The organism is Paenibacillus aquistagni, from assembly GCF_900177815.1.
GTDB classification, from domain to species: Bacteria; Bacillota; Bacilli; order Paenibacillales; family Paenibacillaceae; genus Paenibacillus_B; species Paenibacillus_B aquistagni.
On the sequence record NZ_FXAZ01000004.1, the window covers coordinates 448,109 to 464,095 of the forward strand.

General features: G+C 51.3%; 7 protein-coding genes and 1 riboswitch. Of the genes, 4 read left to right on the forward strand and 3 right to left on the reverse strand.

Going from position 1 to position 15,987, the window contains the following annotated elements; translation table 11 throughout:
• Positions 1-5: 5 nt before the first annotated feature.
• Positions 6-1,025, reverse strand: coding sequence for an alpha/beta hydrolase (locus tag B9Y93_RS16030; protein WP_085495848.1), 1,020 nt, complete (start codon positions 1,023-1,025; stop codon positions 6-8).
• 465 nt (positions 1,026-1,490) lie between these two features.
• Between B9Y93_RS16030 and B9Y93_RS16035 the strand changes: the two genes are divergently transcribed.
• Both B9Y93_RS16035 and thiC read left to right on the forward strand, forming a co-directional pair.
• Entirely contained in the window at positions 1,491-2,243 is a 753-nt protein-coding gene (locus tag B9Y93_RS16035) for an IclR family transcriptional regulator (protein WP_085495850.1), read from the forward strand.
• A 310-nt stretch (positions 2,244-2,553) separates the two neighbouring features.
• A riboswitch (TPP riboswitch) is annotated at positions 2,554-2,667 on the forward strand.
• A gap of 251 nt (positions 2,668-2,918) precedes the next feature.
• Positions 2,919-4,703 (forward strand): phosphomethylpyrimidine synthase ThiC, encoded by a 1,785-nt coding sequence (thiC, locus tag B9Y93_RS16040; protein ID WP_085495853.1) that lies wholly within the window; start codon positions 2,919-2,921, stop codon positions 4,701-4,703.
• Between the two features lie 147 nt (positions 4,704-4,850).
• On the opposite strand, the gene B9Y93_RS16045 is transcribed toward thiC, so the two are convergent.
• Positions 4,851-6,467, reverse strand: a complete 1,617-nt coding sequence (locus tag B9Y93_RS16045; RefSeq protein ID WP_085495854.1) for a ClC family H(+)/Cl(-) exchange transporter — start codon at positions 6,465-6,467, stop codon at positions 4,851-4,853.
• Positions 6,468-7,293: 826 nt separating this feature from the next.
• On the opposite strand from B9Y93_RS16045, the gene B9Y93_RS16050 reads away from it, so the two are divergent.
• Both B9Y93_RS16050 and B9Y93_RS16055 read left to right on the forward strand, forming a co-directional pair.
• Positions 7,294-9,600 carry a glycoside hydrolase family 3 N-terminal domain-containing protein gene (locus B9Y93_RS16050; RefSeq protein ID WP_244903435.1) on the forward strand — a complete coding sequence of 769 codons (2,307 nt, stop codon included), beginning with the start codon at positions 7,294-7,296 and terminating at the stop codon, positions 9,598-9,600.
• Entirely contained in the window at positions 9,600-12,881 is a 3,282-nt protein-coding gene (locus B9Y93_RS16055; protein ID WP_085495856.1) for an alpha-mannosidase, read from the forward strand. The genes B9Y93_RS16050 and B9Y93_RS16055 overlap by 1 nt, the downstream gene beginning before the upstream one ends.
• 149 nt (positions 12,882-13,030) lie before the next feature.
• Here the strand turns inward: B9Y93_RS16055 and acnA are convergent, their stop codons facing one another.
• Complete coding sequence (gene acnA / locus B9Y93_RS16060; protein ID WP_085495858.1) at positions 13,031-15,757, reverse strand: aconitate hydratase AcnA; 2,727 nt, start codon at positions 15,755-15,757, stop codon at positions 13,031-13,033.
• Positions 15,758-15,987 lie beyond the last annotated feature (230 nt).

Genomic DNA, 15,987 nt, shown 5'->3' on the forward strand with positions numbered 1-15,987 from the left:
ATCATCTAATCCTGAGCTATCAGTCGATTAGGCTGATCGACTTGTGCCAGATAATTCGCTACTTTAGTGAGATATTCTTTATTATGAGTGCGATAAATCAATTCATGCCTAGCTCCGGGTACAATCCATGAGCTGGAGCGAGAAGAGTCCTGATTAGCGGCAATTTCTTCTGCAATCGTATAAGGAGCCTTGGTATCCTCTGTGCCATGTATGAACAGGGTTGGCATGGCGTATTGATGCTGCTTCACCTCTTGATAAGGAATCTGCTGCATGCTCGTATCATTGAGGAGCGGGAACATCATGCGCAGCAGGTCAAGAGACGGATGCTTCGGAACCTCGACATATTGCTGGACATTGTGATAGAGCGTATCTGGCTCAAGCAGGAAGGTGCTGTCGAGAATCATGCCGTCGATATGATTGTCATCTTGCAAAGCGGCTTGAAGGGCTGTACCGGCACCCATCGAGAAGCCCCATACGATCACTTGCTTGGCTCCACGTTCTCTAGCGAGATCCACGGCACCGAGCAGCTGCATCTTCTCAATTCTACCGCCTGTAGCCTTGGTCTTGTGCTGCTCCGAGGCAAAGCCGTAATCGAACATAATGACATTGTAGCCCAGCCGATGAGCGAACTGGGCAAGATCGTACATCGGCACCCAGTATTCCTCGCGGTTCGCGCCATAGCCGTGGCTGAGCACGATGGCTTTGTCGGAAGTCTCTTGTGCTGGAATATACCAGCCATCTACGAAGGTGCGCCCGTCTCTAGCAGGGAAGGTAACCGTGTCATAGGACATTCCCTTGGCAGCCATCGGGTTCGAGAATAGCGGCGGCACTTGGGGATTGGCAAACATCCAGGCAATAAAGGCGTGTGCGGCCAAAAATATGAGAGCAGCTGCAAAGAGAGCTGACAGCAGCAATGCTATAAAAATATTTTTAATTCGAATCTTGCCGGTTTGAACGAGCTTCGGATCTACTTGCCCCAGCCATTCGGGCTGAAGAACAGGAGTGCTAACCATCGGTGTATTCATCTCTACGACCTCCTTAGTGATTGTCGAATCTTCACCTCACAAGGTGAACGCTAGTGAAGGAGGTACCTTCATATAGGCCATTAGTCTCGTAAGTTAAGGAATTAGAATCTTAGATTTGTAATGTCTTCTTACTTTTATAGTATGTTGAAAGCACTTACAACTCAACAGTTATGCGGGATTTGTAAGCTATGCGTAATCAAACTGTAATATTGCAATCCTGTTGTAAAAAATGTCGAAAAGAGGGACTTTAGTCGATTGCCCATTACACGAGGACAAGATTGTATTTTGTACAGCTATGGCATCAACTGCTGCGTTAGGTTAATAGCTTGATTAGGGGATGACAGGGGAGAAAGGGCGGAAGCATTCATTTGCCCTGCTTCGTCACACTTTACGAATATTCCCTGTTTCCGTTATACTTAATGTAACTAGGTTTCACAGTATGAAACGATAAGAGGGAGATCCGACATGGAGGAACGTGGCGGTAAGCTAACGGTTCGCGCGGTAGAGCGCGCACTTGATATCTTAATGTGCTTCGCGCAGGATCAAGATCTCACATTGACCGAGATTGCGGGGCGCATTGGGTTGAATAAGAGCACGGTGCATCGCTTGATCGCTACCTTGGAAGAGCGCGGCTTTATCTTGCGCAATGGCGACAAGCTGCGTCTTGGATATCGGGTGTGGGAGCTTGCGGCGAACTTAACTCAAATGGATGATCCAGCACAGCTGCTGCTGCCTGAGATGGAACGCCTCAGAGATCAGCTCGGGGAGACGGTAAGCCTCTATGTGCAGGATGGTGATGCGAGAATTCGCATACAAGCTGTACAGAGCAATCAGGCGATTCGCAGGGTCGCACCTGTTGGGGCAAGGCTTCCGCTGTATGTGGGAGCATCAAGCAAGATCCTGCTTGCCTTTGTGCCTGTTGAAGAGCGTGAACGCATTCTGAACATGATGGATTGGCCGGCCAATCTAGATCAACCAACCTATCTGAAGCAGCTTGATGAGGTGAGAGCGGAAGGCTTCGCACTCAGCATGGAGGAGCGTGAACCAGGAGCGGCGGCGGTTGCTGTGCCTGTATTCGGCCGTGACCAGCAGCTGGCAGCTGCGTTATCCATCTCGGGGCCTGTTAGTCGACTGACACAGGATATGATGATTGAATATGCGCCTTTTCTCAAGGAAGCGGCCGCTCGAATGGGAACGATGATGCGCACCATTACGTAAATAGATTAGCACGGGCAAGCACGCTGATTGTGCAGCATTTCGCAATAACTGCATGCGTGGACTGGAACAGACTAAGAAGCTTATGAGACGGATTGACGGCCGTATCTCAGGATAACGATAAGACCTGCGACGAGACCGAAGACAAGATTCCTCTGCAAGGAATTGGCACTGTATTGATGACACTTTAAGCACCTGCAGAGGCGGACTGTAAGAGGGCAGCTTCTCCTTAGCTGCTTTAAGGCTTGCACAAGCCAAGAATTTAAGGTAAGGTAGATAGGAAATTATTTGAAACTAATTGCATGAAATCATCATTCGTTACTAGGGGGGCCCCGAGCGTGGGCTGAGATGAGATCGCGATGAAGATCTTACACCCTTTGCACCTGATCTGGATCATACCAGCGTAGGGAAGTAATCGGCACTTTCGGAGGAACGTGGGCACTACAGCCTTAGGTTAATTGGGCTTAGAGCTGTCTATTCGTTCATATCGTGAAGACAACAGGCAGCCGATTCCCTGGAGGAATCGGCTTTTTTGTGCATCTTGAGACCTTACCTTGCTACAACCGAATGCTGCCATGCACGTGTCTACTTCATCACTACAAGGAATCGAATACCAATTAGGCGCAAATCACCACCCTGCAGGTAATGAATGAGCGAGAAAAGGGAGGATGAAGCCGCATGTCGACGGTAAATACAGAAGCGAATCAAGAGAGAGTATGGTGTGCTCCGTTTCCAAACAGCAAGAAGGTATATACTTTAGGGTCCCGGCCTGATATTTTGGTTCCGGAACGAGAGATTGCATTATCCGATACTGAAACGCCAAACGGGATTGAAAAGAATGCGCCATTTCGCGTATACGACACCAGCGGCCCCTATACAGAGCCGGATTATCAGGTAAACATCCGCGAAGGGCTGCCGGCGCTGAAGCGGGCATGGATTGCTGAGCGGGAGGATACGGAGGCGTATGAGGGCCGCGATATCCAGCCGCAGGACAATGGCTTTCGCACAGAGGCTGCTGTGAAGCAGGCCGGAGCAGAGCCCTTTCCAGCCCATAAACGGCTGCCGCTGAAGGCAAGGGCTGGGCGCAGTGTGACTCAGATGCATTATGCCCGCCAAGGGATCGTTACGCCAGAGATGGAGTTCGCAGCGATTCGAGAAGGGCTGTCGCCAGAATTCGTTCGCGAGGAGATTGCTGCAGGGAGAGCTATTCTGCCTGCTAATATCAACCATCCGGAGTGCGAGCCGATGCTGATCGGACGCAATTTCCATGTGAAGATTAATGCCAACATCGGCAATTCGGCGGTGGCGAGCTCTATCGAGGAAGAGGTCGAGAAGATGACTTGGGCGATTCGCTGGGGAGCCGATACGATTATGGATCTTTCCACGGGCCGCAATATTCATACGACAAGAGAGTGGATCATTCGCAACAGCCCTGTGCCAGTAGGAACGGTGCCGATCTATCAAGCGCTTGAGAAGGTGAATGGCAAGGCAGAGGATCTCTCTTGGGAGGTATTCCGCGATACGCTGATTGAACAAGCGGAGCAGGGTGTCGATTACTTCACCATTCATGCAGGCGTGCTGCTGCGTTATATCCCGATGACGGCGAAGCGCATGACAGGCATCGTCTCTCGGGGCGGTTCGATAATGGCAGCTTGGTGTCTGGCCCACCATAAAGAGAATTTCCTCTATACGCACTTTGAGGACATCTGCAAGATTATGAAGCAGTATGATGTCGCCTTCTCGCTCGGAGATGGGCTGCGGCCGGGAAGCATCTATGACGCTAATGATGAGGCGCAATTCGCCGAGCTGAAGACGCTTGGCGAGCTGACGAGCTTGGCGTGGAAGCATGATGTGCAGGTCATGATCGAAGGACCGGGCCATGTGCCGATGAACAAGATTAAGGAAAATGTGGATATCCAGATGGAGATCTGCCAAGAGGCGCCGTTCTACACACTTGGGCCGCTGACGACTGACATTGCGCCGGGCTATGACCATATCACGTCTGCGATCGGGGCTGGAATGATAGGCTGGTTCGGCACTGCCATGCTTTGTTATGTAACGCCGAAGGAGCATCTTGGCCTTCCGAACAAGGATGATGTGCGTGAAGGGGTTATCGCATATAAAATTGCCGCGCATGCGGCTGATCTGGCGAAGGGGCATCCCCGAGCACAGCAGCGAGACGATGCTTTGTCGAAGGCTCGCTTTGAGTTTCGCTGGCGGGACCAGTTCAACCTATCGCTTGATCCCGAGCGTGCGATGGAATATCATGACGAGACACTGCCAGCAGAAGGCGCTAAGACCGCTCACTTCTGCTCGATGTGCGGACCTAAGTTCTGCAGCATGCGAATCACGCAGGATATTCGCCAATATGCGAAGGAGCATGGCTTAGAAGAAGCGGAAGCAATTGAGAGCGGCATGCAGGAGAAAGCGGTGGAATATCGCAGCACCCGATTGGGTGTATAGCATTCATATGAATAGAGGACTATCTTAGGCCAATAGATGATTACAAGCCTGCCGACCAGCCGCTTCCAGTGCTACTGCACAGGAAGATGGAGGGTCAGCAGGCTTGTTGTTTGTCGGGATAAGGACATACGGCCTTAGTTGGAGGCCTTATTCTCGATCGTAGCTGCTGCAATCCGTGCACAGCATATTCATCTTCTGCTTGACTTCTGAGAGTGTGTAGTCGTCCGTCAGGATGAGAATAGAATCACCTGCGCGCAGCTTGGTATCACCCTTTGGGATAATTTCCAGACCGCCGCGCTTCACCGCAATAAGCAGCGCTTGGCGCGGCCAATTCAGATCACGAATGTACTGATTCTCGGCCTTGCTGCCAATCACGATCGGGATCTCGATTAGTTCCTTTGCAGTCTCACGCGATTCTAGTTGATGGTCCATCGCCTCCTTAAAAGGCGTAGTTAATCGATGAAGCAGTTCTTCATAGATAGGCTTTGTCTTCAAGAGATCACTGATGACATAGGCAGTCAAGGAAACGATAATGACGGGAAGCAGGGTTGCAAAGCTCCCTGTCATCTCCGTAATCAGAAGACTCCCCGTAATCGGGGCTTTGACGACCGCAGTAAAGAAGCCAGCCATCGCGAGAATCACCATATTGTTCACAAACATTGGATCAAGACCGAACACAGATACAAACAGCTGGCCTAAGATGGCTCCGACAAGCGAACCAAGCGCCAGCATCGGCAGAAAGATGCCGCCAGGCAGCCCCGAACCATAGCAGATTAATGAGAACAGATAACGCACGAGCAGGAGAATCAACAATGCGATCAGCGAGAACGCTTGCTGGTGCAAGGACACGATAATATCATGCCCGCCTCCAAGCATCTGAGGGGCGAGCAGGCCAAGCGGCACCATCAGGATAAAGGGGAGGATGCCATGCAAATGCACAGGCAGCCAAGTGATGCGCTGATAGATCGACTGAGTCATGAGCAGCGTCTTATTGTAGATCATGCCCGCTACGCCAAGCATCGCACCGAGCAGCAGCAGGAAGCCATAGTCTTTGATTGGGAGGGACTCTAGGTGTCCAAATGACAAGACAGGAGTCAGGCCGAAAAATTGAGAGGCAACGACATCCGCGGTAACAGATGACGTCATCACCGTCAATAAAATGATGGGAGAGAAGTGACGATGTACTTCTTCCAGCACAAATAAGACTCCGGCAAGTGGAGCATTGAATGCTGCTGACAGCCCAGCACTTGCTCCGCAGGTGAGCAAGAACTTTTCTTCGAATACGCTGCGATTGCCAGATAATCGATGGATGCCTTGGCCTAGTGCGGCGCCAAGCTGGATGGATGGGCCCTCTCTGCCTAGAAATAACCCCGAGCCAATCGCAAGCGTGCCGCCAACGAACTTTTTGATGAAGACAGACAGCCAGTTCATATGCAGCTCGTTAACGAGCTGACCTTCCACCTGAGGGATGCCGCTGCCTTTGATGAGAGGATCGCTTTTGATAAGCAGGCCAATGACCCAAGCGAGCAGCAGCGCACCTGCAATCAAGACAGGCACCCAGATAAGATGCTGCTGAACGTATCCAAACATGTCTTTGACCAAATGCAAAGCCTCTGTGACAGCCATGCGGAACAAGCTGATGAACAGTCCGACGACAAGACCAACAATGGTTGCTTTGAAAATAAATTTGAGGATAGGTTCTTTCCATACTCTTAAAGTGTGGGTTGTTGAATTTGGAGAAGGGAGCCTTTCGGATTCATGCATTAAACAGACCAACTCTTTTCACGACGACTTTGTAGAATAAGTTCTAAGATCAGCCTTGGCCGGCAACTCGCACCTATGCGGTTTAGACCATTTATCTAGCCCTAAGCAATTAACGCGCTAAAGACATCTTTGCTGCCTAGTGACTAATAATGATGAATAGGCAAGGCGGGCCAGCTGGAATCTTTCGTTTATTCTGCTCCAATGCTGGAGGAGATGATACCTATATATTGTAGAACGAAGCCTATCATGTCGTCTATGTGGCTCATGCGGTGTATTCAACGATATGAATGGATTAGAGCGAATGAGCGATCAATATAGAACGATTTTTTCATACAGATGGATATTTATATCCCTATGCATGGCTCTCAGGTTGCTATTACGTAATATAGCGGGGTGATTCCAGCACCACACTGATCATTCAGCTAATGAAAAATGAATGCAATAAGAGATTAAAAACACTTTGTTTAATGGATATACAAAGTTATGCGAGATGTGCTAGGATGATATCAAGAAATCATGAACATGGATGCGAGAAGGTGGTGGGTGGAACCGGATACAGAGGACACGAGGCAGTAAGCCAGTAAGGCAGTATGGCTGCATGTGAAGATAATGAGATAGGCATGATGCATAAAGGGTAAAGCTATATATGAGCATGCCGCAGCAAGCATGCAGCGCAAACACGACTGCTGCTGGAAGAGAGAAATAAGGCAGCTAGAACGAAAGAGATGAAGGCTGCTGTTGAACCTGAACGTGGTTAAGGTCAAGGCTACTTAACATGATGAAGCTTATTTTGATTTGATATCGATAACACTTGGAGGTTATTCTCGTGAACGTTAAAGATGCAAGTCTGCCGATAGAAGCAAGGGTCCGTCATTTATTAGATAAGATGACGGTAGAAGAGAAGATTGGCCAGCTGATTCAGCTGTATGGCTGGGAAATGTATGAGAAAGCTCAAGGGAAAATTGTGCTTACGGATGCTTTTAAGAAAAGAATGCTTCAAGGAGGCATTGGCTCCTTGTACGGCACACTGCGAGCTGACCCTTGGACAGGCGTTACACTTGAGACTGGATTATCGCCGCGAGACGGCGCTCATGCCGTGAATGAGATTCAGCGCTTTGCCGTTGAACAGACGAGACTGGGGATTCCTATTCTTATAGGAGAGGAATGCTCTCACGGCCATATGGCGATTGGCGCCACTGTGTTCCCTGTGCCGCTTGCGATCGGAAGCGCTTGGAATCGCGAGCTGTTTGAGCAGATGTGCCGCGCGGTCGCGATTGAAACGAGAGCGCAAGGTGGAGCAGTGACCTATTCGCCAGTGCTTGACGTTGTGCGCGATCCACGATGGGGAAGAACAGAGGAATGCTTCAGCGAGGACAGCTATCTCGTGAGCGAGCTTGGCGCAGCAGCTGTGCGAGGGATGCAGGGCAAGGACCTAAGCTCGCCAGACAGCATTGGGGTCACTCTGAAGCATTATGCCGCTTATGGCGCTTCTGAAGGGGGGCGCAATGCCGCTACTGTGCATATCGGCGCGAGAGAGCTGCATGAGGTGGATCTGCCTCCATTTGAGAAAGCGATTGCGGAGGGTGCATTCTCCGTCATGACCGCCTATAACGAGATTGATGGCGTGCCTTGCACCTCCAGCCGTTATTTGTTGAACCATGTGCTGCGTGAGCAGTGGGGCTTCCAAGGGTTTGTCATTACGGATTGCGGTGCAATCGACATGCTCTACTCTGGACACAATGTAGCACCGACAGGAGAAGCGGCATCGGCCTTAGCCTTGTCTGCTGGGGTAGATATGGAGATGTCAGGCTCCATGTTCAGCCGTTATCTGATGGAGGCCTTGAATAAGCGTCTGGTATCGCAAGAGGAGCTGGACGAGGCTATACGCCGCGTATTGGATGCGAAGTTCCGTCTTGGCTTGTTCGACAACCCTTATGTGGACCCTGAGCGCGCGGCGATTGTCATTGGGGCAAAAGAGCATGCTGACATCGCGAAGCAGGTCGCTCTAGAGAGCACGATCCTGCTTAAAAATACAAACAGCATTCTGCCGCTGAACAAAAACAGCAAGCAGAAGATTGCCGTTATCGGCCCGAATGCCGATCGCCCATACAATCAGCTTGGCGACTACACGTCACCACAGCCAAGAGCGCATGTCGCGACGGTACTGGATGGGATTCGTCATAAGCTTGAGGATCGTGATGCAGAGGTGATCTACGCTCCGGGCTGTCGGGTGAAGGAGGATTCAAGGGAAGGCTTTGAGGTCGCGATTGAGGCTGCGAAGGAGGCTGATCTTTCGATCCTTGTGCTCGGCAGCTCCAGCGCTCGCGACTTCGGAGAAGGCACGATTGACCTGCGCACAGGGGCTTCAATTGTTACCGATTCGGCCGAGAGTGAGATGGACTGCGGCGAGGGCGTGGATCGTACCAGCCTGCGCCTGTCCGGCGTACAGCTTGAGCTGGCCCAAGAGATCGGCAAGCTGGGCAAGCCGATTATTATTGTCTATATCAATGGCAGACCGATTGTAGAGCCATGGATTGAAGAGCATGCTGATGCGATTCTTGAGGCCTGGTATCCTGGCCAAGAAGGCGGGCATGCCATCGCGGATCTGCTGTTTGGCGATGCGAATCCTTCAGGGAAGCTCAGCATCACGATTCCGATGCATGAAGGACAGATGCCAATCTCCTATCATCTGCGCAGACCAAGCAAGCGAAGATATGTTGAGATGGATCTGAAGCCTCGATATGCATTTGGCTATGGGCTTAGCTATACGACGTATGATTATGCTAATCTTCAAGTCCGTGCTTCACAAGGGGCAGGAGTCGAGCTTGTGCATGTTCAAGTTGAGGTTACCAATACGGGGCAGCGAGCAGGCCAAGAAGTCGTGCAGCTCTACATTCGTGATCGTTACAGCACGTTTACCCGCCCTGAGCTGGAGCTGAAGGGCTTTGAGAAAGTATTTGTGGAACCTGGGGAAACGCGGCTCGTCCAATTTGCGCTGACGAAGGAGCATCTCGCACTGCTCAATGAACGGCTGGAGCGGGTCGTAGAGCCCGGTGAATTCATAATCTCGGTAGGTCCTAGCAGCGATCAGCTGCTGTCTCAGTCTATTCATATTGAAGGTGGGGATTGCTAATGGAACGGATTCAGCGCTGGATCAAGCAGCTGTCGCAGCAGGCATCCTTTGAACGAATCGTCTTAGATCAGTGGACGCTGTCGAGAGGAACGTATGTGAAGCCGCGCCATTATGAGATGGAGCAGCTGCCTGACAGAGGAGCCCCTGAGACGATGGTAAGGGGAGAGTACGGAACGACCTACCTGTTTGAGACAAAGCTAAGCATCCCTAAGCATTGGAGTAAGGATGCAGTAGGCTTCCAATTGAAGGCGGGGGGAGAAGGACTTCTATCCATTAATGGTGTTCCTTATCATGGGCTTGATCGCAATCATGACTTTGTGATGCTGCACATTGATCAAGTAGGATGGGAGCCGGAGTTGAGGATTGAATTGTTCGATCCGATCCCTGAACCGATCGACCCGCTTAACAATCAGCAGGTCCGCCAAGCGCCAATTCAGCATATTGCATGTGAATTGGTCCATGTGAATAAGCCGGTAGAAAGCCTGCTGTTCACGGCTTCTGTGCTGCGCGATACCATGCGTCTTCTCCAGGAGGACAGCCTTGAGCGCGCTCGAATCCACTCTGCCCTCACACATGTCATGCAATCGGTGAGCACAGAAAGCGAGCGACTGCGCACGGACCCTGCATGGGTGAGAGAGTTGGAGCTTGAACTAAAAAGCAGCGTGTCAATTCAAGGAGAGAATCACGACGCGCAATCTCGCGGCATCATGCACATGGTGGGGCAGTCACATATTGATGTTGCATGGCTGTGGCCAATACGAGAAACGATTCGCAAATGCAGCCGCACCTTCTCGACGGTCATGACGCTCATGGACGAGTATCCACAGTTTCAATATGCACAGAGCCAGCCGCAGCTGTACGCTTATGTGAAGGAGTATTATCCGGAGCTGTACGCACGGATCAAGGAACGGGTTGCTGACGGGCGCTGGGAGCTCGTAGGCGGCATGTGGGTAGAGCCTGATATGAATATTCCAAGCGGCGAATCGCTGGTTCGGCAGCTGTTGTATGGACAGCTCTTCTATGAGCAGGAGTTCGGCAAGCGCTCGTCGATCGAATGGGTGCCGGATACGTTTGGCTATTGCGCGTCGCTTCCGCAGCTTCTGAAGCAGGCCGGCATGAACTACTTCATGACCTCGAAGCTGAATTGGAATGACACAAATCCATTCCCATACGATCTGTTTCACTGGGTAGGGATAGACGGCACTTCTATCTTATCGTTCTTGAATCATGGTCTAAATGAGCATACGACGCCAAAGGATATAAGCGAGCATTGGGCCTCTTATCGTCAGAAGGCGAAGCATCCCGAGCAGATGCTCTTGTATGGCCATGGAGACGGTGGCGGCGGGGTTACGCGCAATATGCTTGAATACATGGAGCGCGGAGAGCTTATGGCTTCGCTTCCGGAGGTGCGCTACAGCTCAGCTGAGCAATTTTTCAGCCGCATAGGCGAGGACCGCAAGGATCTGCCTTCTTGGCACGGGGACTTGTACCTGGAGCTTCATCGCGGCACCTTTACGACGCATGCGCGCAACAAGCGCTGGAATCGCAAGGCAGAGGTGCTGTATCGCGAGGCGGAGATGTGGAACAGCATAGGAAGCTTGAGCGCTCTAGATGGACCAGAAGGGGCTAGGGCTGCCCTAGATTCAACGGCTGCATCAACAAGCGCATCTAAGAACGAGCAGGCGCGTCTTTCTTTGAAAAAGGGCTGGGAGCTCATGCTCTTGAATCAATTCCATGATATTATTCCGGGGACCGCGATTACAGAAGTATACGAGACCTCGAAGCGCGAATATGAAGAGATCTTTGCGCTTGGTCATGAGGCGCTTGAAGCGGGACTTCAGCCGATCATTGGCCGAGTGAGCGCGGAAGGCGAAGGCACGCCTTATGTGCTGTTCAACAGCTTAGGCTGGGATCGGGATGCATCTGTCGTCATTGAAGGGGGAACCGAGCTAAGTGGTCTAACGGCTTGGAGCGACCAAGGGGACGCGCTCATATGCGATTATTGCGAGTCTAGTCTTGATGAAGAGCAAGGAGCACTCCATGTTTATGTTCCTTCCATCCCTGCTTTTGGCTACACCACGATCTGGTTGAAGCCAACTACAGCAGCGGAGTCGGTGGATACAGGTGAGGCCGCAAGCGCTTCGCAGTCGATAGAGCAAGGTGGAAGGATTAGCTCCAACGCGCTAGAAGCGCAGCAAGCGCATAGCAGCCAAAAGGCTGGAGCAACTCAGGCTTGTTCCATCCCTCGCTGGGAGACGCCTTACTACGTGATGGCGTTCAATGAACGAGGGGAGATCACGCAGTGGTACGATAAGGAAGCGAAGCGGGAACTCGTTAAGCAGGGTGAAGCGATGAACGTATTCCAGTTGTTCCACGATACACCGACCTATTGGGATGCATGGGATATTGATCCGAAGTACGAAGCTCAGCCTGTCATGGCTGCAGTGCTCCTGCAGCAGGAGCTGATTGTTGCTGATCCTCATCGTGATGTGATCCGCATGACGTGGAAGCTGCATGATTCCGTTATTACGCAGGACATGATCTTGTATAAGCACAGCAGGGTGGTGGATTTCTCCACAAGTGTGGACTGGAAGGAAGAATACAAGCTCTTGAAGGTGGCGTTCCCTGTCGATGTTGTCGCGACGAATGCGACCTATGAGATTCCTTTCGGGGCGATTGAGCGTCCTACTCATCGCAATACGAGCTGGCAGCAAGCGCAGTATGAAGTGTGCGGACATCGCTTTGCGGACCTGTCAGAAGGCGACTATGGCGTCAGCCTGCTGAATGATTGCAAGTATGGGTATGATGTGCATGGGAGCACGCTGAGGCTGTCATTGCTCCGTGCGCCAAGGTGGCCCGATGCTTCAGCCGATCAAGGGCAGCATATCTTCACGTATTCGCTGTATCCGCATGAAGGAAGCTGGAGAACAGGTGGAGTCGTACAGAAGGCGATGGAGCTCAATCATCCTATTCTTCCGGTGAAGAGCAAGCCGGGAACAGGAGCGCTTCCATCTACGCATCGTCTAATCGGCTATGAGAGCAAGCATGTCATGCTGGATACGGTCAAGCCGGCAGAAGCAGGGGATGGTATTGTGCTTCGACTGTACGAAGCAACAGGCAGCAGAGGGGATGCAGTGATCAGTGGACTTGATGCAGTGAAGCAGGCGCTGCGCGTGAACCTGTTGGAGGATATGGAGGAAGAGCTGCAAATGTTCGAAGGCCGTCTTGCGCTTTCTTTCCTTCCTTATGAGGTAAAGAGCATCAAGCTTGTCTCACGCTGATTCGAGCAGTGCAGGATCTGTATTAGCTTTAATGTGTAAAAAAGGCTAGCGAGGCATACATGTCCTCGCTAGCCTTTTGATATATAGGGACGAGAGCCAACCGCTCTTCTCTCTTCGTGTGAAGAGAACCCTTCCCTTGCATCTACTTATTAAGCATGAGTACGTTCGCTTGCGATCATTTGACGAAGCACGGTTTGCAGGATACCGCCATTGTGGTAGTAGTCGACATCAACCATGCTGTCAAGACGAACAACAGCATTGAATTCGAATGAGGATTGATCCTCACGTGTTGCGGTTACGCGCAGCGTTTGGCCTGGCTGTATATCATTGGACAAGCCTTCGATGCTGAAGGTCTCGGTTCCGGTAATGCCAAGTGTGCTCCAGCTTTGGCCTTGCTCGAATTGAAGCGGGAGAACGCCCATGCCGACAAGATTCGAACGATGGATACGCTCGAAGCTTTCCGCGATGACGGCTTTGACGCCAAGGAGATACGTTCCTTTTGCCGCCCAGTCACGGGAGCTTCCTGTACCGTACTCTTTGCCTGCGATAACCACGAGATTTTTGCCGCTGTCCTGATACTTCATGGAAGCATCATAGATGGACATCACTTCGTCAGTTGGCAGGTACTTCGTCACGCCGCCTTCTGTACCCGGCGCCACTTGGTTGCGGATACGGATGTTCGCGAACGTTCCGCGCATCATGACTTCATGGTTACCACGGCGGGAACCGTAGGAGTTGAAGTCTTTGCGCTCTACGCCATGCTTGGTCAAGTATTCGCCAGCCGGGCTGTCGATCTTGATGTTGCCTGCAGGCGAGATATGGTCTGTCGTTACAGAATCGCCAAGCAGGGCAAGCACGCCTGCATCCTTGATATCCTGGATATTATTGAGCGTATCGCCAAGGTTCGTAAAGAACGGCGGGTTCTGAATATAAGTGGACTTCTCATCCCACTCGTACAATTCGCCTTCAGGAACCGGAATGGCGTTCCAGCGCTCATTTTGCGTAAAGATATGCTCATATTTCTCACGGAACATATCCGGCGTGATCGCTTGAGCTACAGCTTCCTTGATCTCTGCGTTTGTAGGCCAGATATCCTTGAGATATACAGGCTGATCGTTCTGATCGTAACCGATTGGATCGTTCGCAAGGTCAATGTTCACAGTGCCTGCCAGCGCGTAAGCGACAACCAGCGGCGGAGATGCCAAGTAGTTCGCTTTCACTTGAGCATGCACACGGCCTTCGAAGTTGCGGTTACCCGACAACACAGCGGCTACAGTCAAATCATTGTCTGCAATCGCTTGGCTCACTTCATCTGGAAGCGGACCGGAGTTGCCGATACAAGTTGCGCAGCCGTAGCCGGCTACGTGGAAGCCAAGTGACTCAAGGGAGTCAAGCAGGTTCGCTTTTTGCAAATACTCCGTAACGACAAGGGAGCCTGGCGTCAAGCTGCTCTTCACATATGCAGGCTTCTTCAAGCCGCGCTCTACTGCCTTCTTCGCCACCAAGCCAGCACCGATCATGACGCTTGGGTTGGATGTATTCGTACAGCTCGTAATCGCCGCGATCACGACAGCGCCAGCACCAAGCTTGGTCTCCTCGCCATTGGCATGCTTCACGGTAACCGATTCTTGAATCTTCTCATCGGACAAGCCGTATCCGCCTTTGTCGATTGGCGTGCGAATAATCTCGTTAAACGCATCTTTCATATTTGTCAGTTCTACGCGGTCTTGCGGACGCTTAGGACCTGCCAAGCTTGGAACAACAGAACCAAGATCAAGCTCAATTGTATCCGTGAAGACTGGATCTTCCATATCATCGGTACGGAACATGCCTTGTGTGCGATAGTAGGATTCTACAAGTGCGATTTGCTCTTCGGAACGGCCTGTTCCTCTCATATAGTTCAGTGTTTCGCTGTCTACAGGGAAGAAGCCGACAGTTGCACCATACTCAGGCGCCATATTAGCTACAGTAGCGCGGTCTGCGAGACCGATGCTGCTAAGGCCGGAGCCATAGAATTCAACGAATTTGCCGACAACGCCTTTTTTGCGGAGCATTTGCGTTACGGTAAGGGCAAGGTCTGTTGCCGTTGCGCCCTCAGCCAGCGTGCCAGTCAGCTTGAACCCGATTACCTCAGGTGTAACGAAGTAGAGCGGTTGGCCAAGCATTCCAGCTTCTGCCTCGATACCGCCTACGCCCCAACCGACAACGCCAAGGCCATTGATCATGGTCGTATGGGAGTCAGTGCCGACGAGGGAGTCAGGGAACACTTCTGTTGCGCCATCAACTTCCTTCGTTGCCGCTACAGATGCGAGATACTCCAAGTTCACTTGGTGAACGATACCGGTTGCCGGAGGCACAGCGCGGAAGTTGTTGAACGCAGTCTGTGCCCATCTTAAGAAGCGGTAGCGCTCTTCATTGCGTTCAAACTCTATATTCATATTGTAATCAAGCGCATCCTTCGTGCCGAATGCGTCTACCATGACGGAGTGGTCGATGACGAGGTCAACCGGCACAAGCGGATTGATGGATTTTGGATCTCCACCAGCCTTCTTCACCGTGTCGCGCATGGCTGCAAGATCGACGACGACAGGCACACCTGTGAAGTCTTGCAAGACGATTCGCGCAGGGATGAACGGAATCTCTTTATTATTGTCACGATCTTTTGCCCAATTCGCGATCTGTTGAACATGCTCTTCTGTAATCGCTCTGCCGTCAAATTGACGAATGGCAGCTTCAAGCAGCACCTTAATTGAAAAAGGAAGACGGGATATGTTGTCGAAGCCACGATTAGATAAAGCGTCCAGACTGAAATAACGGTAGTTCTTGTCTCCAACGCTCAGTTCGCGAGCAGCGGAGAATGCGTCAGTTCTTGCCATAAATGTACCTCCTCCATGGTTGTGTGAATAATGGTATCAAGCAGTGGTTTGAATGGTCGTTCATGTACAAAGCGATACGAGGATCCACTTTGTATTCTCTGTATGTTCCATCAGATGAAACCTTATTTCAAAATATAATTTACAATTTCAGTATACCGTTTCTTCGTGTTTTGGTAAAGAACTTTTCCTGCAAAAAAATGCCTAAAGTCAAGCCTGTTCCGCATACAATG